The 21,394-nt window shown below is 59.9% G+C and carries 22 protein-coding genes and 1 pseudogene; 15 read left to right on the top strand and 8 right to left on the bottom strand.

The window, feature by feature from the left end:
• Positions 1–136 precede the first annotated feature (136 nt).
• Both mnmH and MUN81_RS20625 read right to left on the bottom strand, forming a co-directional pair.
• Complete coding sequence (gene mnmH, locus MUN81_RS20630; protein WP_245113959.1) at positions 137–1,165, bottom strand: tRNA 2-selenouridine(34) synthase MnmH; 1,029 nt, start codon at positions 1,163–1,165, stop codon at positions 137–139.
• A gap of 61 nt (positions 1,166–1,226) precedes the next feature.
• Positions 1,227–1,951, bottom strand: a pseudogene (locus MUN81_RS20625) (pyridoxine 5'-phosphate synthase).
• Between the two features lie 244 nt (positions 1,952–2,195).
• Between MUN81_RS20625 and MUN81_RS20620 the strand changes: the two are divergent.
• The 15 genes from MUN81_RS20620 (at position 2,196) to MUN81_RS20550 (ending at position 15,774) form a co-directional block, all read left to right on the top strand.
• Positions 2,196–2,657, top strand: coding sequence for a GatB/YqeY domain-containing protein (locus MUN81_RS20620; RefSeq protein WP_245113958.1), 462 nt, complete (start codon positions 2,196–2,198; stop codon positions 2,655–2,657).
• Positions 2,658–2,741: 84 nt separating this feature from the next.
• Positions 2,742–3,272 carry a CvpA family protein gene (locus MUN81_RS20615; protein WP_245113957.1) on the top strand — a complete coding sequence of 177 codons (531 nt, stop codon included), beginning with the start codon at positions 2,742–2,744 and terminating at the stop codon, positions 3,270–3,272.
• Positions 3,273–3,345: 73 nt separating this feature from the next.
• Positions 3,346–3,942 carry an aminodeoxychorismate/anthranilate synthase component II gene (locus MUN81_RS20610; protein ID WP_245113956.1) on the top strand — a complete coding sequence of 199 codons (597 nt, stop codon included), beginning with the start codon at positions 3,346–3,348 and terminating at the stop codon, positions 3,940–3,942.
• Between the two features lie 11 nt (positions 3,943–3,953).
• Positions 3,954–4,736, top strand: coding sequence for an alpha/beta hydrolase (locus MUN81_RS20605; RefSeq protein ID WP_245113955.1), 783 nt, complete (start codon positions 3,954–3,956; stop codon positions 4,734–4,736).
• Positions 4,737–4,866: 130 nt separating this feature from the next.
• Positions 4,867–5,541 carry a CBS domain-containing protein gene (locus MUN81_RS20600; RefSeq protein WP_245113954.1) on the top strand — a complete coding sequence of 225 codons (675 nt, stop codon included), beginning with the start codon at positions 4,867–4,869 and terminating at the stop codon, positions 5,539–5,541.
• Between the two features lie 6 nt (positions 5,542–5,547).
• A complete protein-coding gene (locus MUN81_RS20595) occupies positions 5,548–6,996 on the top strand; it encodes a BamA/TamA family outer membrane protein (RefSeq protein ID WP_245113953.1) in 1,449 nt (482 codons plus the stop codon).
• A gap of 91 nt (positions 6,997–7,087) precedes the next feature.
• Positions 7,088–7,975, top strand: coding sequence for an NAD kinase (locus tag MUN81_RS20590; RefSeq protein WP_190928234.1), 888 nt, complete (start codon positions 7,088–7,090; stop codon positions 7,973–7,975).
• Between the two features lie 146 nt (positions 7,976–8,121).
• Positions 8,122–9,051, top strand: a complete 930-nt coding sequence (locus tag MUN81_RS20585) for a DUF6089 family protein (RefSeq protein ID WP_245113952.1) — start codon at positions 8,122–8,124, stop codon at positions 9,049–9,051.
• Between the two features lie 51 nt (positions 9,052–9,102).
• Positions 9,103–9,372 (top strand): hypothetical protein, encoded by a 270-nt coding sequence (locus tag MUN81_RS20580; RefSeq protein WP_245113951.1) that lies wholly within the window; start codon positions 9,103–9,105, stop codon positions 9,370–9,372.
• 17 nt (positions 9,373–9,389) lie between these two features.
• The gene (locus tag MUN81_RS20575) at positions 9,390–9,851 is read left to right on the top strand and encodes a DUF6089 family protein (RefSeq protein ID WP_245113950.1); all 462 of its coding nucleotides are present in this window, start codon (positions 9,390–9,392) and stop codon (positions 9,849–9,851) included.
• 131 nt (positions 9,852–9,982) lie between these two features.
• Complete coding sequence (locus MUN81_RS20570; RefSeq protein ID WP_245113949.1) at positions 9,983–10,729, top strand: isoprenyl transferase; 747 nt, start codon at positions 9,983–9,985, stop codon at positions 10,727–10,729.
• 18 nt (positions 10,730–10,747) lie between these two features.
• Positions 10,748–13,252 (top strand): outer membrane protein assembly factor BamA, encoded by a 2,505-nt coding sequence (bamA, locus tag MUN81_RS20565; RefSeq protein WP_245113948.1) that lies wholly within the window; start codon positions 10,748–10,750, stop codon positions 13,250–13,252.
• 38 nt (positions 13,253–13,290) lie between these two features.
• Complete coding sequence (locus MUN81_RS20560) at positions 13,291–13,974, top strand: OmpH family outer membrane protein (RefSeq protein WP_245113947.1); 684 nt, start codon at positions 13,291–13,293, stop codon at positions 13,972–13,974.
• A gap of 49 nt (positions 13,975–14,023) precedes the next feature.
• A complete protein-coding gene (locus tag MUN81_RS20555) occupies positions 14,024–14,656 on the top strand; it encodes an OmpH family outer membrane protein (protein ID WP_245113944.1) in 633 nt (210 codons plus the stop codon).
• A gap of 71 nt (positions 14,657–14,727) precedes the next feature.
• Positions 14,728–15,774 (top strand): RluA family pseudouridine synthase, encoded by a 1,047-nt coding sequence (locus MUN81_RS20550; RefSeq protein ID WP_245113942.1) that lies wholly within the window; start codon positions 14,728–14,730, stop codon positions 15,772–15,774.
• Between the two features lie 71 nt (positions 15,775–15,845).
• On the opposite strand, the gene MUN81_RS20545 is transcribed toward MUN81_RS20550, so the two are convergent.
• From MUN81_RS20545 to MUN81_RS20520, 6 genes are all read right to left on the bottom strand, one after another.
• Entirely contained in the window at positions 15,846–17,468 is a 1,623-nt protein-coding gene (locus tag MUN81_RS20545) for a tetratricopeptide repeat protein (protein WP_245113940.1), read from the bottom strand.
• Between the two features lie 56 nt (positions 17,469–17,524).
• On the bottom strand, positions 17,525–18,520 hold the full coding sequence (locus tag MUN81_RS20540) for a substrate-binding domain-containing protein (RefSeq protein ID WP_245113938.1): 996 nt from the start codon (positions 18,518–18,520) through the stop codon (positions 17,525–17,527).
• Entirely contained in the window at positions 18,513–18,785 is a 273-nt protein-coding gene (locus MUN81_RS20535) for a hypothetical protein (protein WP_245113936.1), read from the bottom strand. The genes MUN81_RS20540 and MUN81_RS20535 overlap by 8 nt, the downstream gene beginning before the upstream one ends.
• A gap of 185 nt (positions 18,786–18,970) precedes the next feature.
• Positions 18,971–19,789, bottom strand: a complete 819-nt coding sequence (locus MUN81_RS20530) for an energy transducer TonB (protein ID WP_245113934.1) — start codon at positions 19,787–19,789, stop codon at positions 18,971–18,973.
• Between the two features lie 225 nt (positions 19,790–20,014).
• Entirely contained in the window at positions 20,015–20,764 is a 750-nt protein-coding gene (locus MUN81_RS20525; protein WP_245113932.1) for an energy transducer TonB, read from the bottom strand.
• A 77-nt stretch (positions 20,765–20,841) separates the two neighbouring features.
• Positions 20,842–21,378, bottom strand: a complete 537-nt coding sequence (locus MUN81_RS20520) for a biopolymer transporter ExbD (protein WP_190928260.1) — start codon at positions 21,376–21,378, stop codon at positions 20,842–20,844.
• Between the last annotated feature and the right edge of the window lie 16 nt (positions 21,379–21,394).

Below are 21,394 nucleotides of genomic sequence, written 5' to 3'. Positions count from 1 at the left end.
TGAAACAAGAAGGGCCGCAAATGGCCACAGGTCCGGCAACAAGCAATGAACCTGCGCCCAAATTACGCATTAGCCACCAAACCCGACACCTGGGCGGGATTTCTTCGGATAAAGAGTTGATATTAATCGACCAGCCTTAGGGTTTGGGCGAAGTACGCTCAACCAAAGTAGCTGCATTGTCGGCGGGGTTGCAGTCGGCCACGGGCACAAAGGTGCGGGCCGGCTCGCCGGGGCGCTGCGCCAGGCCGTAGGTGTAGGTTTTGTCGTAATAGTCAAGCACCAGCTCCACCATGCGGACGAAGTCGCCGGCTTCCACGGCCGCCAGCGCCTGCTGCGTGGCCAGCCCGCCCAGCCGTTTGTGCAGCCGCTCAATAGCGGCGGCCAGCTCGACGGGGTTTTCGGCGCCGTACTCGGCGGCCAGCTTGGCCACGCGGGCCGCGCGCGGCACTTCCAGCACCCAGCGCGGCGCGGCGCGCAGCTGCTCAAATAGCGGCGTGGGAATGGTGAGCCGGCCAATCTGGCGGCTCTCGTCTTCCACCCACACGGGCGCGCCGGCGGGCAGGTCGAGCAGGGCGGCGGCGAGGTTGTTCTCAAACTGCTCCTGCGTGGGCTGCGTCGGCTGCCCAATGGCCCCAAAAGCCGAGCCCTTGTGGTGGGCCAGGCCCTCCAGGTCGAGCACGGGCTGGCGGTGGGGCGCCGCGGCCAGGGCGTGCAGCACGTCGGTTTTGCCGCTGCCGGTAAGGCCGCCCAGCACGCGCCACGCGCGCGGCCCTTCAAACGAGGCCAGCACCGCACGACGGTAGTCCTTGTAGCCCTTGTCCAGCAGGTGCACTCGGAAGCCGGCCAGCTCCAGCAGCCACAGCACGGCGCCGCTGCGCATGCCGCCGCGCCAGCAGTGCAGCCGCACTTCTTTGCCCGGGGCCAGCTTTTTAGCCTGCTTCACCATGGCCGACATCTTCGGCCCGAAGAACTCCAGGCCCAGGTGCACGGCGTGTTCCTGGCTCACTTGCTTGTAGGCCGTGCCGATGCGAGCCCGTTCCTCGTCGGTGAACAGCGGCAGGTTGAGGGCGCCCGGCACGTGGCCCTGCGCAAACTCAATGGGGGCCCGCACGTCGAGGATGGGGTAGGGCAGGGCATTAAAATCGGCCAGGGAGTGACGAGGCATAGCGTAGTGTATTTAACCGGTAACGTGTGCCCGCCGCCGGCTGGCTATTCAATGAAACATGCTACTGGTTAAACGCCTGAAGCTGGCGCTTGTACAGTTGCACCGTGTTTTCCAGGCCCAGGTATAGGGCGTCGCACACCAAGGCGTGGCCGATGCTCACCTCAGCCAGTTCGGGCAGCTGCAGGTGCAGCCAGGCCAGGTTGTCGAGGTCGAGGTCGTGGCCGGCGTTCACGCCCAGCCCCAGCTGGCCGGCGCGGGCGGCGGCGGCGCGGTAGGGCGCCACGGCGGCTTCGCGGTCGGCGTGGTACTGGCGGGCGTAGGCTTCGGTATAGAGCTCAATGCGGTCGGTGCCGGTGGCCACGGCGCTTTCCACCAGGGCCAGGTCGGGGTCAAGAAAAATGCTGACGCGGGCGCCCAGGCCCTTCAGCTCGGCCACCACCTCCTGCAGAAAGCTGCGGTGGGTGATGACGTCCCAGCCGGCGTTGGAGGTGATGGCGTCGGGCGCGTCGGGCACCAGCGTCACCTGCTCCGGGCGCACCTCGCGGCACAGGGCCAGAAAATCGGGCGTGGGGTTGCCCTCCACGTTGAGCTCGGTGGTCACAATGCTTTTCAGGTCGCGCACGTCCTGGTAGCGAATGTGGCGCTCGTCGGGCCGCGGGTGCACCGTGATGCCCTCGGCTCCGAAGCGCTCAATGTCGCGCGCGGCCTGCAGAATGTCGGGGCGGTTGTGGCCCGGGCGTTGCGCAGGGTGGCCAGTTTGTTGATGTTAACGCTGAGCTTGGTCATGGTGGCTGAAGCAGGAGGGTATGGGGGTAAGCGGGGAGGAAGTGTTTGGAGACGGCTGTCATCCTGAGCGCAGCGAAGGACCTTCTCAGGTCTGCATCGGGTGCGCTATAGCAAACCATTCAGACGTGAGAAGGTCCTTCGCTGCGCTCAGGATGACAGCCAGGGCCGTAGCTTCGGGGCGAAATTACGGCTTCCCCCTTTCCACGCCTCGTTTCGCCATTTCACCAACTCACCACTCCGCCTCATGCTAAAAGACACCATCGACGCCGCCATCAAGCAAGCCATGCTGGCCAAAGACAAAGTGCGCCTCACCGCGCTGCGCAGCATCAAATCGCAGATTATGCTGGCCGAAACCGCCGAAGGCGCCCAGGGCGCTGCCCTCACCCCCGAGGCCGAGCTCAAGCTGCTCAACAAAGCCGCCAAGCAGCGCCGCGACGCTGCCGCTATCTATAAGGAGCAGTTCCGCTCCGAGTTGGAAGAAAACGAGCTGGCCGAGCTGGCCATTATCGAAGAGTTTCTGCCCGCCCAGCTTTCTGAAGCTGACCTCGTGGAGCGCCTCGTGCACATCATCCAGCGCGTGGGCGCCACCGGCCCCTCCGACCTGGGCAAGGTGATGGGCGTGGCCGCCCGCGAGCTGTCCGGCCAAGCCGACGGCAAGCGCATCTCCGACGTGCTGGGCCACCTGCTGAACAACACGAATCTGTAATTCAATGGGTGAATGGGTGGATGGCTGAATGGGCGAATGAATCCATTCACTCATTCGGCCATCCACCCATTCACCCATTGTATCATGACTGCCCTCGACATTCTGCTGCTGTTGCCGCTGGGCATCGGGGCCGTGAAGGGCTACCGGCGCGGGCTGGTGCTGGAAGTGGTGTCGTTGCTGGCCTTTGTGCTGGCCGTAGTGGGCGGGCTGAGCCTGCTGTCGGCGGCTGTGCCGCTGGTGCGGCAGTACGTGGGCAGCGCGTTTGGCTTGCTGCCGCTGGTGTCGTTTGCGCTGGTGTTTGTGGCCATTATGTGGGGCGTGCACCTGCTGGGCGGCCTGCTCAAAACCGCCGTGCACCTCACCCCGCTGGGCGTGCTCGACAACCTGCTGGGCGGCGTAGCCGGCGTGCTGAAGTGGGTGCTGGGCCTGAGCCTGCTGCTGCACGGCACCGGGCTGGCCGGCCTGCACCTGCTGTCGCCCAATCTGGTGGCGGGCTCCCAGGTGCTGCCCATTGTGCAGCAAGCCACCCCGCTGGCCCTGCAAATCACCGGCTATGTGCTGCCCTTCGCGCAGGACCTGCTGGTGCGCATGCGCACGGCTTTCGTCAAAAGTTAAGAATGAAGGGAGCGGAAGCAGGAATTGGCGTTGAGCAATTCTTACTCCCGCTCCCTTCATTCCTCATATTAATATGCGCCTGCTGCTACTCGATAATTTCGACTCCTTCACCTTCACCCTGGCCGATTACCTGCGTCAGCTTGGGGCCGAAGTGCTGGTGCGCCGCAACGACGTGACGCTGCCAGAATTGCAGGCCTTGACTTTCGATGGCATTGTGTTGTCGCCCGGGCCCGGCGCGCCGGCGCAGGCGGGCGTTATGCCGGCGGTCATCAAGCACTACCACCAGCGCGTGCCCATGCTGGGCGTATGCCTGGGCCATCAGGCGCTGGGCGATTTTTTTGGCGGCACCGTGACGCGAGCGGCGCGGCCCGTGCACGGCAAGGTGTCGGAAATGCAGTGCGCGCCCGATGAGCCGCTGTTTGCGGGCCTGCCGGCCACGCAGTCCGTCACGCGCTACCACTCGCTGCTGCTGCAGGAGCCCCTGCCGCCGACCCTGGTGCCGCTGGCCCGCACCACCGGGCCGGTGCCCGAGCTCATGGCCCTGCGCCACCGCACGCTGCCGCTCTACGGCGTCCAATTTCACCCCGAAGCCCTGCTTACGCCGCATGGACTGGCAATTTTGGCCAATTGGCTGCGCTGTTGTATCATTGCCAAAACCGCCGGGAATTGACGAGAAACGAGATGGAATTGCGCCACCAGCACCAGCACGGGTACGAATACGTGGACGAAGGCCAGGGCCCCGTCCTGCTGCTGCTGCACGGCCTCTTCGGTGCCCTCAGCAACTGGCAGGACGTCGTTATGGAGTTTTCGGCCGACCACCGCGTCATCATCCCGCTGCTGCCGATATACGACATGCCCCTCACCCAGGCCGGCGTGCCGGGCCTGGTGGCCTACGTTGAAGGCTTTGTGAAAGCGCTGGCCCTGCCTCCCACGTTCACCGTACTCGGCAACTCGCTCGGCGGCCACATCGCCCTGGTCTATACCCTCAACAACAAGGCCCGGGTCAGCCGGCTGGTGCTCACGGGCAGCAGCGGCTTGTTTGAGGACAGCATGGGCGGCTCCTTTCCCAAGCGCGGCAACTACGCCTACGTGCAGGAGCGAGTCGGCTACACGTTCTACGACCCCAGCGTGGCCACCCAGGAACTGGTTGATGAGGTGTTCAACGTCACGAATTCCAACGCCAAGTGCCTGCGCATCATCGCCATCGCGCGCTCTGCCCAGCGCCACAACCTGAGCAAGGAACTGACTAAAATCGAGGTGCCCACTCTGTTGGTATGGGGGCTGAATGACACCATCACGCCGCCGCCGGTGGCCCATGAGTTCGCTCGCCTGCTGCCCCACGCCGAACTGCGCTTCCTCGACCACTGCTGCCACGCCCCTATGATGGAGCGCCCCGCCGGGTTCAACCGCTACCTGCGCCGGTTTTTGCGTACTACCGAAACAGCCCCTGCGGTAGCTGCCTAAACGGCGGGTATCTTTTCATCGGCTCGATTGTTGTTCGTTTACACGCGCCGCCTGGCGCACTCGCTAGCCTATTCTATCATTCCCAACTAACGCCGAGTTATTGCCCTTACCCTCATCATTAGCCCTGCATATGCCTGCCCTGCTCGCCGAGGATTTACTCAACGAAATGATTCCGCCCCTGAAAGGCACCGATTCGGCGGGCAAAGCGGCTCGCTGGCTCGATGAGTTTCACGTGGCCCAACTGCCCGTGCTCGACAATCGCCACTATCGCGGCCTCGTTACCGAGTCGGACCTGGCCGATTTCGACGACCCCGAAACCCTACTGTCGGAGTTGCCCCTGGGCTTCGCCGACGCTTACGTGCGCCCCGACCAGCACTTTTATCGGGTAATGGAGCTGGCCATTGAAAATAAAATCCAGCTGGTGCCCGTGGTAGATGAGCGGCACGAGTACGCCGGCGTTGTCACCATTGCCGATGCCCTGGCGGCGTTTGGCCAGCAGCCGGCCGGCGGTCAGGGCGGCATCATTGTCCTCACCATGGAAGAGCGGGATTATTCGCTCACCCAAATCAGCCGCTACGTCGAGGAAAACAACGCCAAAGTCATCAGCGCACTGGTGGCCCAGGATGAAGTCGACCCCAATCGCATTCGCCTCACGCTCAAGCTAAACACCGACAACCTGACCCGCATCACGGCCACGCTCGAGCGGTTTGGTTACGTGGTGACGGCCCAGTTCAGCGGCAGCGCCCCGGCCAACGAAGACGAGCAGGAGCGCTTCGATGCCCTCTTGCGCTACCTGAGCGTGTAACGGCGGGTGCTCGGAGTTCTCTTACTTTTTCTGCAGACGCTGCTCGGCGCCCCGGCTCCGGCCGATACGCTGCCCCACGCGCTGCGGCCCACCATTGCGCCCGCCGATACGCTGGTGCGCGTTATGCCCTGCCCCGACGCGGACCGGGCAGCGGTTGGCACCATTCTATTCCTGGGCAACGCCGTCACCAAAGAGCGGATTTTGCGCGTTGAGCTTGACTTTCACGAAGGCGACACATTGGCCGTGGCCGATATCGCCGCCCGCCTCGAAGCTAACCGGAGTCGCCTTTTTAATCTCCAGCTTTTCCACGCCGTGGTGGTGCAGGCCAGCTGCTCCGGCGGCAAATGGCTTATTGTGTTTGGCCTGCAGGAGCGGTGGTACCTGTTTCCGGTGCCCATTCTTTCGCTGGCTGACCGCAATCTGCGCTCTTGGCTCGACCGTGCCGACCGCTGGAAGCGCGTCGACTACGGTGTACACCTGGTGCGCAGCAACTTTCGCGGCCGCAACGAGCAGATTATGGCCAACCTGCAGTTGGGCTTCAACCGCAAGTACGAGCTGTTTTACGAGGCTCCCGGTCTGGGCCACAACCGGCGCTTGGGCTTTGGCGCGGGCGCTTCCTACTATCAGAGCCACGCCCTCGATTACATCACGCGCGGCGACCGCCTCGTGCCCTTTCGGGCAGATGACAACTTTCCCATTCAGCGGCTCTACTTCACGGGCGGCCTGCGCTTCCGGCACACCGTACAGTTCCTCACGGCGCTCGACGTCTCCTACCACCGCGAGCGAATCAGCGACTCCATCCAGCACCGCAACCCCACGTACTACTTGGGCCGCACGCAACGCGAGTACCTCGATGTTGCTTTTACCACCACCCGCAACCAGCGAAACACGTTTGCCTATCCCCTCACCGGCAGGTATGCGCAGTTGAGCGTGTCGCACCGGGTTTTCCTGGGCCGCACGGCGCCCAGCGTCACCACCGTGCACGCCACGTACTCGCGCTACTTGGCGCTGGGGCATCGGTTCTATTACAGTGTTGGGCTGAGCGGCCAGGCGCGTTTCGCCGAAAAGCTGGCCTACGCCGACGTGCGGGCCCTGGGCTACACCGACCTGGTACGGGGCTACGACGAGTACGTCATCGACGGCCGCCACTACGGCCTGTTGCAACAGGGGCTGTCATACCAGCTGTTGCAGCCCCGCAACATTCAACTGGGCTCCATCGACAACCCCAAAATCAACAGCATTCCGCTGGCGCTCTACCTCAATATTTTTACCGACGCCGGCTACGTGGCCGCGCCCAGCCCGCTGCCGCAAAACGGCCTTCCCAATCGCCTGCTCAGCGCCGTGGGCCTCGGCTTGCACCTTGTCACCTACTACGACCGGGTGTTTACGGCCGAGTATACTCTGAACGGCCTGGGGCAAACCGGGTACTTTTTTCGCGCCGAATTCCCCATTTAATGGCGAATGACTCGCCGGTTGGGTTGTTAATTTGTTATCAATCTTCTTGCGGAAATGCTTTGTTCCTGCACAAGCCGTCCGCTGTCTCCGCATGAAAATCGCCATCCTTGGCAAGCCTTTCGACGACGAAGCTGCCCCCGCCATTCAGGCGCTGCTCGATGATTTGGCCGCCCGCCGCGCCGAAGTCCGCATCGGCGAGTCTTTCCGCACTTTCCTCGACAACCGTCTGCGCCTGCCCCCCGGCACCACCGAGTTTCGGCGCGGCGACTCGCTGCGCGGCGTGCAGTTCGTGCTCAGCATCGGCGGCGACGGCACCCTGCTCGACACCGTAACCTACGTCGGTGCCCTCCAAATCCCCATTCTGGGCATTCACACCGGCCGGCTCGGCTTCCTGGCCACCATCACCCCCGACCGCATTGCCCAAGCCATCGACGCCTTATATAAAGGCCACTTCAACATCGAAGAGCGCAGCCTGATTCGCGTCGACACCGACCCCGACGTCTTTGGCGGGCTCAACTTCGGCCTCAACGAGTTCAGCGTGCTCAAGCGCGACACCTCGTCCATGATTGTCGTGCACACGTACATCGATGGCGAATACCTCAATTCCTACTGGGCCGATGGCCTCGTGGTAGCTACGCCCACCGGTTCCACGGGGTATTCGTTGAGCTGCGGCGGCCCGGTTATGCTGCCCCAAACAAACAATTTCATTATTGCCCCCGTATGCCCCCACAATCTGAATGTGCGTCCACTCGTGGTGTCAGACCAGAGCGTGATTTCCTTCGAAATCGAAGGCCGCAGCACCAGCTACATGCTGGCGCTCGATTCCCGCTCCCTGCCCGTCGAAGCCTCCGTGCAGATAGCCGTTCGCCGCGAAACCTTTAACGCTCGTCTAGTAAAGCTCAATCACGTTAACTTCCTAAGTACCTTGCGCAGTAAGTTGAATTGGGGACTCGACCGCCGCAACCCGGCTGGAATTTAAATAGAAGCAGATAGCTTTTTTTTGGAAAAAAACGTTGAAAGTTTTTTTAGTTCCCGATTAGGCCTACTTTTGTCACCGTCTGAAACTGCGCATTCACTGCTCTGCTCTCAACACCCCGAAACCCGAATCATCATTTTAGTTGCCTTATGAAAAATATTTTCACTTATTCTTCGGCACTTGTGCTGGGCCTGGCCTTGGTGGCGACGCCCGATGCAGATGCTCAGCAGTTCAGCAAGCGGAAGCAGTATAACTCCATTGGCTTCAGCCTGAACGCCATGAACTACTTCGGCGACGTAACTCCGGTGACCAACTTCACCAGCCTGCGTCTGGGTGCTACCCGGGTAGGTGCCGGTGTTTCCATCACGCGCCGCTTCTATCCGCGTTTGTCGGGCCGTTTCGGTTTGTCTTACGGCCGCATCTCGGGCGATGACTCGCAGGCAGCCAACAGCGAAGACCCGGATGCTCGTTTCCGCTACAACCGGAACATGACCTTCCGCAACGACATCTTTGAGGCCTCGGCCGTTGCCGTTATCGACCTGATTGAGAACCGCAACAACTACCTGAAGCGTCCGGACTTTGTGCCGTATGTGTTCGTGGGTGTGGCCGGTTTCTACCACAATCCCAAGGGTTTGGTAGGCAAGAACAGCCTTGGCCTTTCCGAAGGCTCGTACGTACCCTTGGCTGACCTGAGAACGGAAGGCCAGGACAAAGCCTACGGTCAGACGCAGGTTTCCATCCCCTTCGGCGGTGGTATCCGCTACCGCATCAACCGCAACTTTGACGCAAGCCTGGAAATCGGCTGGCGCAAAACCTTCACCGACTACCTCGACGACGTAGGAGGCAAGTACGCTGACCCGTCCAAGCTGTCGACTCCTTCCCAGCAGTACTTCGGCCGCGACATTACGCGCAGCATTTCGCAGCCCGACAACAATTTCAACCCGACGAAATTCCCCGGTTTCACCAACCCGGTTAGCCAGCGTGGCGACTCGGGCAATAAAACCGACTGGTACATCGTTACGGGCGTAACGTTGAACTACATCTTGACGCCCCGCATCAAGAACCCGAAATTCCGCTAGCCTGCGGCCGCTGGCCGAAACGCTACTTTCCTAGCCAGCAACCTAGTTTAGATGATAAAGTCATTTGTTCAAAGTGCACTCCTCGTTTGCTTCGTGCAGGCGGGGAGTGCACTTTTTTGTGCCTCTGCCAGTGCGCAGAACACCAGCGAGTTGGGCATCGGCATTGGGGCCACCAACTACCGCGGAGAAATCTCGCCCGATTACCAGTTGCAAAACAACCGGCCGGCCTTCACCGTCTTCTATCGCAAAGATGTGTCGGTGCCCATCACGTTGCGGGGGGCTTTACGGCCGGTTTTCTGCGTGCCGACGACGGCAACGTGAGCGGCGTGAACGGAGGAGTGCCGCCCCTGCAGGGTTACCGCCAGGCCAATACCAAGGGCAGCATCCTCGAAGCCTCGGCCGTGGTGGAATATAACTTCCTCGATTACCACTACCGGACCGATAAAATCCATTTCACGCCGTACCTGTTCGCCGGCCTGGCTGCTTTCTACGCCAGCACCACCACCGTCAGCAACAGTTTGGGCGGGCAGTACAATCAGGATGGCAGCATGCTGGGATTTTCCATTCCGGCCGGTGCGGGGCTTAAATATGCCCTGTCGGAGCACATCAATCTCGGGTTGGAGGTGGGCGTGCGCAAAGCGTTTACCGACCAGCTCGACCACTTGTCGGAGCAGGACCCCTTCCTGGTGAACGTGCACGACCAGGACTGGTATTATTATAGCGGGCTTAGCATTTCGTATACTTTCTATAAAATCCCTTGTCCGTCTCAGTACAAGAAGAACAAGAGGTTGCTGAAGTAGCCGGCAGGGCTGATTCAGGCATTGAAAATCCCCGAATAGTGGGAATGCCGGTGCAGGAGCGCGATTGAACCGGCGGCGCCCAAATGCAACCATTTCCGTAACTTGCGGGCTCTTTTAGCGAAACCGCAAAGATGACCGGCAAGGCCGAAATAGATACTCAAAATATTCCCGCCCATGTGGCCGTCATCATGGACGGCAATGGGCGCTGGGCTAAGCAGCGCGGCGGCATGCGCGTGTTCGGGCACCAAAGCGCCATTACGGCTGTTCGCGAAACTGTGGAGGAAGCCGCTCAATTGGGCGTGCGCTACCTTACGCTTTACGCCTTTTCGACCGAAAACTGGAACCGTCCGGCACTGGAAGTAATGGCCTTGATGCAGCTGCTGGTGCACACCATTCGGCAGGAAACGGCTACGCTGCTCAAAAACAGCATCCGGCTCGAGGCCATTGGCGACATCAGCACGCTCCCCAAGAACTGCCAGCGCGAGCTGGCCGAGGCCATGGAGCTAACCAAGGGCGGCAGCCGCATGACCCTGGTGCTGGCACTGAGCTACAGCGGCCGCTGGGACCTGACCCAGGCCGCTCGGCGTTTGGCGGCCGATGTGGCCAGCGGGCAGGTGAAACCAGCCGATGTAAACGAAGCCACCGTGGCCGGGTACCTCGCTACCGCGGGCATGCCAGACCCTGCGTTGCTGATTCGAACCAGCGGTGAGCAGCGCATCAGCAATTTCCTGCTGTGGCAATTGGCCTATACGGAATTGTATATCACGGATTTGCTGTGGCCGGATTTCCGGAAGGAGCATTTTCAGGAGGCCATTCGGGCCTACCAGGGCCGGGAACGGCGCTTTGGCAAAACAAGCGAGCAAGTCGCTGTCTCTTAATTTCTAGTAATGTTTCTTGTGCGTAATTTAGTTGTCAAGTTGGTCCTGGCCCTGGTGGTGTTGGGTGGGGCAGTGAGTAGTCCGGTGCGGGCGCAGCAAGTGGGCAGTGCCGCCGACGAGCCTAAAAAGTACGAACTGGGAGGCATCACCGTGAGCGGTGCGCGCTACCTCGACCCCAACACCCTTATCAGCCTCACCGGCCTGCGCGTGGGCGACCCCATTTCGGTGCCGGGCGAGGAAATAGGTAAATCCATCCGCAAGCTGTGGGCCCAGGGTATTCTGGGCGACGTGAGCGTGACCATTGCCCGCATCGAGGGCAACAAGATATTTCTGGACTACAACCTGAAGGAACGGCCCCGCTTGTCGAAATTTACTTTTTCGGGCGTCCGGAAAGGACAGACCGAGGACCTGACCAAAAAAATTACGCTGATTCGCGGTAAGGTGGTAACCGATGCTCTGCTGAATAACACGCGGACGCAGGTGCGGAAGTTTTTTGTAAACAAGGGCTACCTCGACGCCAAAGTGAACGTGGTGCAGGTGGCCGATTCGTCATTGGCCAACAGCGTGGCTCTGCGCATTGACGTGGACAAAGGCTCGAAAGTGCGCATCCATGACATTGCGTTTGAAGGCAACAAGGCATTCTCGGACCGTAAGCTGAAAGGCAAGCTCAAGAAAACCAAGGAGCGCAAGCCGTATAAATTCCTCACTGCGGGCAAGTTTCAGCGTGCTGAGTACGAAGAAGATAAGAAAAAGCTGCTGGAGTTCTACAACGCCGAAGGCTACCGCGACGCGGCCATTGTGAGCGACACGCTGGTACGCGACGATAAAGGCCTGGCGCTGACCATCAGGGTAGACGAAGGCCCGAAGTACTACTTCCGCCACATCACCTGGAGCGGCAACTACCTCTATGACGATAAGACGCTGGCCAACGTGCTGGGCATCAAGTCGGGCAGCCCCTACAGCAAGGAAACACTGGACAAGCGTCTGAATTACAACCCGACCGGTCAGGACATCTCCTCGCTCTACCTCAACGACGGCTACCTGTTCTTCACCATCGACCCGGTGGAAACCAAAGTAGAGGGCGATTCTATCGACATCGAAATGCGCCTGAGCGAAGGCGTGCAGGCCCACATCAAGGACATCAACATCTCGGGTAATACCAAAACCAGCGACCACGTGCTGCGCCGCACCCTGCGCACGCTGCCCGGCGACAAGTTCAACCGCGAACTGCTGATTCGCTCCCAGCGCGAAATCGCTACGCTGGGCTATTTTGACCCGGAAAAAATTGGCATCAACCCCATCCCGAATCAGGCCGATGGCACCGTCGACATAAACTACACGGTGGTGGAGAAGCCTTCGGACCAGGTAACACTGTCGGGCGGTTGGGGCGGCTACGCCGGCTTCATTGGCACGGTGGGTCTCGTGTTCAACAACTTCTCGCTGCGCAAAGCCGGCACGCTGCGCAACTGGACCCCGGTGCCGGCCGGCGATGGCCAGCGCTTGGCCCTCAACGTGCAGGCCAACGGCGTGCAATACCAGGCCTATTCACTGTCCTTCACCGAGCCGTGGCTGGGCGGTCGCCGTCCGAATTCGTTTTCGTTCAGCCTCAACCACAGCGTGCAGCGTACGGGCGCGGCCCTGGATGCTTCGAGCGACCAGTTCATCAAGGTGAACAGCGCCAGCGTGGGTCTGGGCCGCCAGCTGCGCGTGCCGGATGACTACTTCACGCTTAGCAATTCGCTGTCCTACAGCCAGTACCAGACGCAGAACTATCCGGTGATTCCCGGGGCGGCTACCGGTACGTTCAACAACATTACCCTGAACACCACGCTGGCCCGCAACAGCATCGACAACCCGACTTATACGCGCCGGGGCTCGTCGCTGAGCCTGAGCCTGAGCCTGACTCCCCCGTATTCGCTGCTGAACAATGACCACACCAGCAACGAGTGGATTGAGTTCCATAAGTGGATGTTCGACGCCTCGTGGTTCACGCCCATCGTGGGCAAGCTGGTGCTGAACACGCGCGCGCACTTTGGCTACCTCAGCACCTACAACTCCAACCGTCCGGTTGGTCCGTTCGAGCGCTTCAAGATGGGCGGTGCCGGCCTGGGCTACAACGGCGGCGGCAACTTTCTGGTGGGCACCGACTACGTGGGCCTGCGCGGCTACGACGACCCGGGCGCCACCTACGCCATTCCCACGGCCCAAAACTCGCAAGCGGGCGGCATTGCCTTCAACAAGTACGTGGTGGAAATGCGCTACCCGGTCAGCCTCAATCCGGCCGCTACGGTGTACGTGCTGGCGTTTGCTGAAGCCGGCAATGCGTTTGACTCCTACAAGAACTACAACCCCTACAAGCTGTACCGCTCGGCCGGGGTGGGTGCCCGCATCTTCATGTCGGCCTTTGGCTTGCTGGGCTTCGACTTCGGCCACGGCTTCGACAGTGTGATTCCGAGCCTGCCCGACAACACCAAGCAAGACCCCAACCACTTCCACTTCATCATCGGTCAGCAAATTCGATAGCAGGGCACTAGCGGGCCTCATTTCACGTTTCCTCCAGTATGAAGAACTTCGGTGGCCCGCTGCTGGCCTTTTGGTTGCTACTTGTTGCGCCGAGCGCCTGGGCGCAGAAATTCGGTTGGATAGATTCGGAGTTCATCATGAACAAGATGCCCGAATACGCCAAAGCGCAGGTGGAGTTGAATGCGTTGTCGGATACCTGGCAGAAGGAGCTTGAAGCCCAAAAAAAGGACCTCGACAAGCTCTACCGTACCTACCAGGCCGAAGAAGTGGTGCTCACCGAGCCCATGAAAAAGAAGCGCCAGGACGAAATCCTAAAGAAGGAGCAGGACATCAAGACCTATCAGAACAAACAGTTTGGCTACGAAGGCCAGATTTTTAAGAAGCGCCAAGAGTTGAACAAGCCGGTGCAGGACAAAATTTTTGAGGCCTGCGAGAAGGTAGCGAAGAAAAAGTCGCTGGCGGTGTTGTTCGATAAATCGGGCGACCTGACGATGCTCTACACCAACCCGGCGCACGACTACACAGAGTTTGTGCTGGAAGAATTAGGCCTCGGAGCCGAGGACCGGAACCAACCTGGCCCGAAAGGTGCAGTAAAGACCGTGGCGCCTCCCAAAACCCCCGTCGACCCCAATTTCGAGTCCGATTCTGGCACGCCTGAACCGGCGGCTCCTACCAAGGCCGCACCCAAAACCACCCGGCCCGTGAAGAAGGGCTCGAAGTAATTACCTTTGTCCCAATATTTTTCTGACCCTTTTTCTTTTGATGAACCTCGTGAAAATTTTTCGTCTGACGCTCGCCGCCGCTCTGCTGACCGCCGGAACCCTGGCCGCCACTTCCGCGCAGGCCCAGGCCCCCCTGAAGATTGGGTACACCGACGTGCAATACGTGCTGTCGCAGATGCCCGAGAGCAAGCAAATTGAATCGCAGCTGAAAACCTATAACGACCAGCTGGCCGCTCAGCTCAAAAGCAAAACCACTGAGTTCGAAACCAAGGTGAAAGACTACCAGCAAAAGTCTGGTACGATGACCGACATCGTAAAAGCTGACACGGAGAAAAGCTTGCAAAACCTGCAGCAGTCCATCCAGGAGTTTCAGCAGAGCGCCCAGCAGTCGCTGCAGCAGAAGCAGCAGACGCTGCTGAAGCCCGCCCTCGACAAGCTCCAGAAGAACATCGACGACGTGGCCAACGAGAACGGCTTCACCTACGTGTTCAACTCGGACGGTGGTGGCAGCCCGCTGCTGTTGCACGCCCCCAAAGAAGGCGACATCTCGGACCTCGTGCTGAAGAAGATGGGCATCACGCCCGGTGCCGCTACGCCGGCTCCGGTAATCAAAGCGCCGGCTCCTGCTACGTCGCCCGCGCCGGCGCCTGCCAGCAAAACGAAGACCAAGACCAAGAAATAAGCAGCACCCGCTGTCCCAATGGCGAAAAGCCGGAGCAAGTGCTCCGGCTTTTTTCGTGTACCGAACCGCTCATGATACCCACCGACCTAGCAGACGATGAACTCGACGCCGATGGCGCCGAGGGCGATGAACTTTACGAACACCACCGCATCGTAGTCGACCGCGGCCAGGAGTTGCTGCGCATCGATAAGTTTCTGCACAACCGCCTGCGCAATACCTCGCGCAACAAAGTGCAGGAGGCCATTCGCGCTTCGGCTGTGGAGGTGAACGGCACGCCCGTGAAACCCAACTACCGGGTGAAGCCCAACGATACCATCACGGTGACGCTGCCCGAGCCGCCCCGCGACGACCGGGTGGTGCCCGAAGAAATGGCCCTCGACATTTGCTACGAGGACCCGGAACTGCTGATTGTGAACAAGCCCGCGGGCCTGGTGGTGCATCCGGCCTACGGGCATTGGCAGGGCACGCTGGTCAATGGTTTGGCCTTTCACCTGGCCAACCTGCCTACTGGTCGCAACGGCGAAATCCGACCCGGGCTGGTGCACCGCATCGATAAGGATACTTCGGGCCTGCTGGTAATCGGCAAAACGGAGTTTGCGATGACGCACCTGTCCAACCAGTTTTTTCACCACACCATTCAGCGCAGTTATTTGGCGCTGGTATGGGGCACGCCGCCCGGGTCGACGGGCACCATTCGCGGGCACATTGGGCGCAGCCTGCGCGACCGCAAGGTGCAAGCCGTGTATCCCAATGGCGAGCAGGGCAAGCCGGCCGTGACGCATTACGAAGTGCTGGAAAGCTTTGGCCCTGTCACGCTGCTGCGCTGCGTACTCGAAACCGGCCGCACGCACCAGATTCGGGCCCACATGCAGTACCTCGGCCACCCGCTCTTTTCGGATGCCACCTACGGCGGCGACCGCATTCGTGTGGGCCAAAACACCGGGGCCTACCGCGACTTTGTCGAAAGCGCGTTTCAACTCATGCCCCGGCAGGCTCTGCACGCCCGGTCGCTCGGCTTTGTGCACCCCACGTCGGGCGAGCAACTGTTCTTCGAAGCCGAACTCCCCGAAGACTTTGCGGGCGTGCTGGAGAAGTGGCGGGCTTGGGCCGCTGCGTAGGTCAGTGCCAAAGAAAAGGCCCCAACGCAGCGCGCTGGGGCCTTTTCTTTAGTGGCAAATGTGCCTGAAAGCTATTTCTTTTTAGGAGCGGCTTTTTTAATCACCGGCTTGGGTTTGGCCGTAATTATTTCTAGGTTGTTCTTGGCACCTTTGTTTTCGGGGTCAAGCACCAGCACTTGCTCAAAGTTCGCCTTCGCACCAGCTTTGTCGCCTTTCTGGAAGTCGTATACTCCCAGGTAGCCATACGCCTGCACCAATCCTTCGCGAAACTTAGCGGGCTCCGCATCGGGCGCTTTCGACAGCTCGATGTATTTATCATAATACGGTTTTGCCAGCCCCTGCTTGCCTTCGGGGTCGCGCTGAGCGTTCACGGAAGCGCGGTATAAGTAAGCCGGCGCGTAGGTGGGTTTGGCAGTGTTGATGATGCCGTACACGCTGTCAGCTTCCACGAACTGCTTATTGCTGCTGAAAGCCGTAGCCAGGCGGAACTGGTCCGTGAGGTCACCGCTGCACTTGTTCAACTTGAACTTATACACGCTAATGGCTCCTTTGTAGTCCTTTTTGTTGGCGTAGATGGTCGCCAGGTCATCCTGAAAGTCACAGGCCTTCGCGGGCTCTTTCGCAATAATGTTTTTGATGAGCGCCAATGCTTCGTCGCCTCTGCCCGTTTTGCTCAGAATCTTCGCCTGATAGATGTAGTCCTCCGAGATAATCTTGTCGGCTGGAGCTGTCTTCATGTAGTTGTCCATTGCCGCAGCTGCGCCAGTGAAATCACCGGTTTCATACAGCAGATAAGGCTTCAGACGATTCATGGTGAAGTTCTTGGGGTCGCTCTGCAACACCTTGTTCACCTCGCTTAGTGCTTCAGGGTACTTTTTGGTCAAGTACAGGAAGGACGCATTTTGCGCATCCGTGGCCGGCGTGCGCTCAGCCAGTTCCAGGTACTTCTTGAACGTGCTGGCAGCCAGGTCGTACTGACCAGCATAGTAGTACATGTCGGCCAACTCGCGGTAAGCAGGAGCGTAGCTGGGGTCCAGCTCGGTTGCTTTGGTCAGCGCCGTGCGGGCTTCGTTGAAGTTGCGCGAGCGCACGTTCAGCGCGCCTTTCTTATAGTAAGCCTGCGCGTAGCTAGGGTTAGCAGCAATGGCACGGTCGAAGCTGGTCATGGCTTCGCCACCACCTTGGTCGGAGTGCAGATAAATGTCGCCGCGGGCCACCATCAGAGCCGGGTCGTCTTTCTTGAAAGCCGTTTGGGCGGCCGTCAGGTACGTCTGCGACTTGCCAGCCTCTTTGATGTCGGCTTCGCCGTAAGCTTGGGCAATCATGGTCAGGACTTTGGTGTCCTTGTTTTTGGTGGCTTTGGCGGCAGCATCAAACTGCTGCTCGGCGGGGCCCAGCTGGCCCTTGGCGAGCAAGGCACGGCCGGCGGCTACCTGGCCGAAAGGCGAAGAGCCCGAAGCGCGGTTGAAGTAGAACGCGGCCGAATCCGGCATGTCGCGCATTTGGTACAAACGGCCCAGTTCAAAGTTCGACTCGGGCGAAGAACCCGTGCGCAACATGGCGCGGGCTTCGTTGTAGCGGCCCAATTCGATGGCGCGCTGGGCTTTCTGAATGTCTTGGGCAGTGGCTGCCGTAGTACCTGCCGCTACGAGGAGGGCGGCGAGCAGCGGCTGTTTCCAGGGCTTGAAAGTCATAGGATGAAGAAAAAATGAAAAAGCGTAAGTGAAAAGGGGGTACGCGCAAAGCGCGCTTACAGTTTAGGCGTGGTCACGATGCGAGCCTGCATCTGAGCGGGAAGTAAGCCCGACTTTTGAAATATCAGCTGTCCGTTCTTGCCTGCTACGAAGGATGCAAACCCCGTGCCCAACCCTGCGCGCGCCTCCCGGCTGATGATGTAAAGGTTGCGCCGCAGCGGGTAATTCTGCAACTCCGGATGTTCGGCGAGTTGTTCCGGTGTCTTTTCCGCCAGGTAAACCTGGTAAGGCTGAATGTAGTCGTCGGCGGTGGGGTTGGGGCGCGCCGTGATGCTGGCCACGCGCACTTTGTTGGCAAATTTCATGGCCGCCGGGTCGTCGCGGTCCGAAATCCAGTTCACGCCCACCACGCCGATAGCGTTGGGGTGCGTGGCCACATAATCGAGCAGGGCAGGGTTGGAAGTGGCCGCGAATACGCGCTTGGTGAGCGGCGCGCCGTGCGTCACGGAGTCGCGCACGAAACGGGCCGTGCTGCTGCGGTTGGCGTCAAACACCACGTTGATGGCATCGAGGCCTTTCTTACCGCTCACCTGATTCCAGGTGCTGGTTTTGCCCGTGAAAATGTCCGCTAATTGCGCTACCGTCAGCAGCGAATCCGGATTGGCACGGTTCAGTACAATGGCTAGGCCGTCGATGCCGATGCGGGTGAGGCGCGGGGTAATTTTCTGCTTCTCAAAGTCCGCCTTTTCTTCGGCGTTCAGCTCCCGCGACACCACCGCCAGCTTAATCTGGTCGTTGATGAGGTCGAGCATCACCTTCTCTTCCGGCTGAAAGCTCATCTTGACGTGGGCGTTCGGGTAGAGCTTGGCAAAGGTGTCAATCTGCGCCTGCAGAATGGGGGCAAATGTCTCGTCTACGCCCACAGCCACCGTGCCGGTAGTGGGCGTGTCCTGAGCGCCCGGCGTACCGGGGCCGTTGCAAGAAATGATGGTAGCGGCTCCTGCCAGGATGGCCAGGGCCCCGCTGGTCAGCAGGTGTGCGCGCTTATTCATTGTCATCGGAGAAAGGTTTTTTGCGGAAATAGGTTTGGTAGCCGCGGAAAAACCGCAGCAAGCCATACAGAACGAAAACCGAGCCCAGCACCCGGCGGGCCGTAGGGCCCAGCGTGATGATGCCACCGCCCGTGGCCGTGTCGGCCGTCCACCACAGCCATACCCCCAGGCCCAGGTATACCAAGGCCATGGCGAGCACAAAGTAACGCACCAGTCGCTGGGGCGACTTTCCGAGGCGTTCCTCGGTAGTGGGAAGGTTGAGCATAAAGTGATAAATGCAGGAATGGAGATGTATAAACCCGCAAAAGGCCTGTAAAGGTTCGGCCAAATCGCAAAGCCATACGGCAACCAGCCCACAAAAAAGCCGAAAATTAGCCGCTTTTCATAGCCACGGCCAATTTTCGGCTTTTGTCTTACGGGGATTATCTGCCGGGCTGTGCCACCGCCCTACTACTCAAACTGAAACGTGATGGGCAGGGTGAAGCGCACCGGCACAGCGTGGTTGTTCTGCAAGCCCGGCGTCCAGGCCGGCATTTCGCGCACTACGCGGGAGGCGGCTTCCTCGGTGCCGTAGCCCAGGCCTTTCAATACCGTTACTTCGCCAATGCTGCCGTCGGTCTGCACCACAAACGAAACATACACTTTGCCCGATACCTGCGCGGCCATTGCGGCGGCGGGGTAACGCAGGTGCTTTTGCAGGTAGCGCATCAGGGCGGTGCGGCCCCCCACAAAATCGGGCATTACTTCGGGTGCCAGAACCGGGGCCATTGGGGCGGCTGGGGCCGGCGCAGCCGAATCGCCTGCCGGCGCAATGCCTGGGCCGGTATTGCCGCTGGCACCGGTTGAATTTTCGGCGCCGTCTTTCGCCGGGCCCGAAGGCCCAATGTCTTGCGGGAGCGTCGACTCTACGGTGGGCTTCACTTGTGCGTCGGGCGCAACGCGGGTCTGAATAACGTCGTGCGGCGTCACTTTCACCTCGGGCGCAGCGGCGGCCGGTGGAGGCGGCGTTACCTTCTCAAACTCGTAGATTTTGGGTTGGTTCTGCGGCAACTCGGGCAATACCGGCGGTGCTTCCACCACTGCTGGCCACAGCATGTTCACGGCGAAGGGTAATAAAAACAGCAGCGTGCAAGCCGTGACAGCAATGAGCAGCGCCGAGCCAAGGTGGCGCTGATACGAGCGGCGCAGCTGAAAGGCGCCGTAGGCTTTGTTGCGTCCCTCGAACACGATGTCGTCGAGGGAGCCGGTGAGGGCGATGGGCGTGGACATGGCAGCAGTGGGTTGAGGTGAAAAAATCGAACCCAAGCCACGCGGGCGGGGGCCCTCCGCCACTGGCTTGCCCTTATACAACGGCGCACTCCACGGTAATAGTATGCAAGCCGACAATATTTTTTTATTGCCCTGCTCAACTCCTGCCAACGAAAAACCCCGGACCAAGCCGTGAGGCTCAATCCGGGGTTCCAAGTGCGGTAGCTTGGAGGCCAGCCGCGGCAATTACTGAATCTTGAAGGTAATCGGCACCGTGAACGATACGCTCACTGCGCGGCCGTTCTGCTTGCCGGGGATGAATTTGGGCAGGGTTTTCACTGCCCGAATGGTCTCCTCGTCCAAGCCCGAACCCAGGCCCTTTACCACTTTCACGTCCGAAACGTCGCCTTGGGCATTTACCGTGAAGCTCACGAAAATGCGGCCTTCGACTTGGTTGCGGAGCGCCAGGGGCGGGTACTTAGTGGCTTTCTGAATGGCTGCTACGATGGCACCGTTGCCGCCGCCGCCGGGCAGCTGGGGCATCTGCTCCACGTAGGTGTAGACTTTGTTTTCTACTACCTCCTCTACCACTTTGTCGCCCTCGCCGCTTGCGAGTTCGCTCAGGTCGGGAGCGTCCGTGTTGCCTTTTACAGTCACGGTAGCCACCGTTTTGTCCTTCAGCTCTTCCTGGTCCGGCACCTCTTCCTTCTTCACTTCCTCATCTTTCTTCACCACCGGAGGGGTGAATTTGATGGTGGTCAGCTTAGGCGGCGGGGGCGGCGGAGCTTCGGGCGGCGGGGGAGGGGGCGGCGGCTTGGTCTCGTCCAGCGGGGGCGCGTCCATCAGCACGTTTTCCTGTAGGTTCTTCTTGGGCTCCTTCGGCATCCGCTCTTTCAGATACTGTGAAATGAGCGGGAAGGCAATCAGCAACAGAAAAACGGCCGTGGCAATAATCAGCGCCCGGGTCACGTGCCGCTGGTACAAGCGGCGGAGCACATAGGCTCCGTATGCCTTATTGCGGCCCTCAAAAACGATGTCGTTTAAGCTGGCCTTGGCAATTTGCGCGTTGTCCATCATAGCGCTGATTCTTTAATAAGGTCCGTGTCTTCTTTGGGGATTTTCACCAAAGCGTACTTCTTCTGGTTCGTGATGTTCATCTCGTCCAGAATGTCCACCATGTTTTTATACTTGGCGTCTTCGGTTGCTTTGATGAGGATGATAGGCTCCGGGCGCTGGCGCTGACGCTCCAGCAACACCTGCCGGATGCCGTTGGCCGAGAAGTTGGTCACTTTCAGCTCGGGCTTGGGTACCGTTTTATCGGCCGGGGTATTGAGGCCGAAGTAGTAGTACGCCTTGTTGTCTTTGCCGAGGAGGATGGTCATGGCCTGCGAGGCCTTGATTTTGGTGTCCTCCACGTCGTCGGTTTTCTTCACCGGCATCGTGAGCTGCATCACGTTGGGTTTGGCGAAGGTGGTGGTCAGCATGAAGAAGGTGAGCAGGAGGAAGGCCAAGTCCACCATCGGCGTCATGTCGATTTTGGTCGACATCTTCTTCGCCCGCTTCTTTCCACCTTTGCCACCGGAGTCGCCTTTCGGTTGGATTTCTGCCATGGTATTTGATTAAGTT

Source organism: Hymenobacter sp. 5317J-9, assembly GCF_022921075.1.
In the GTDB taxonomy this organism is placed as follows: Bacteria; Bacteroidota; Bacteroidia; order Cytophagales; family Hymenobacteraceae; genus Hymenobacter.
The sequence above is the reverse complement of the archived record's forward strand: the minus strand, read 5'-3'. Positions and strand labels throughout refer to the sequence as shown.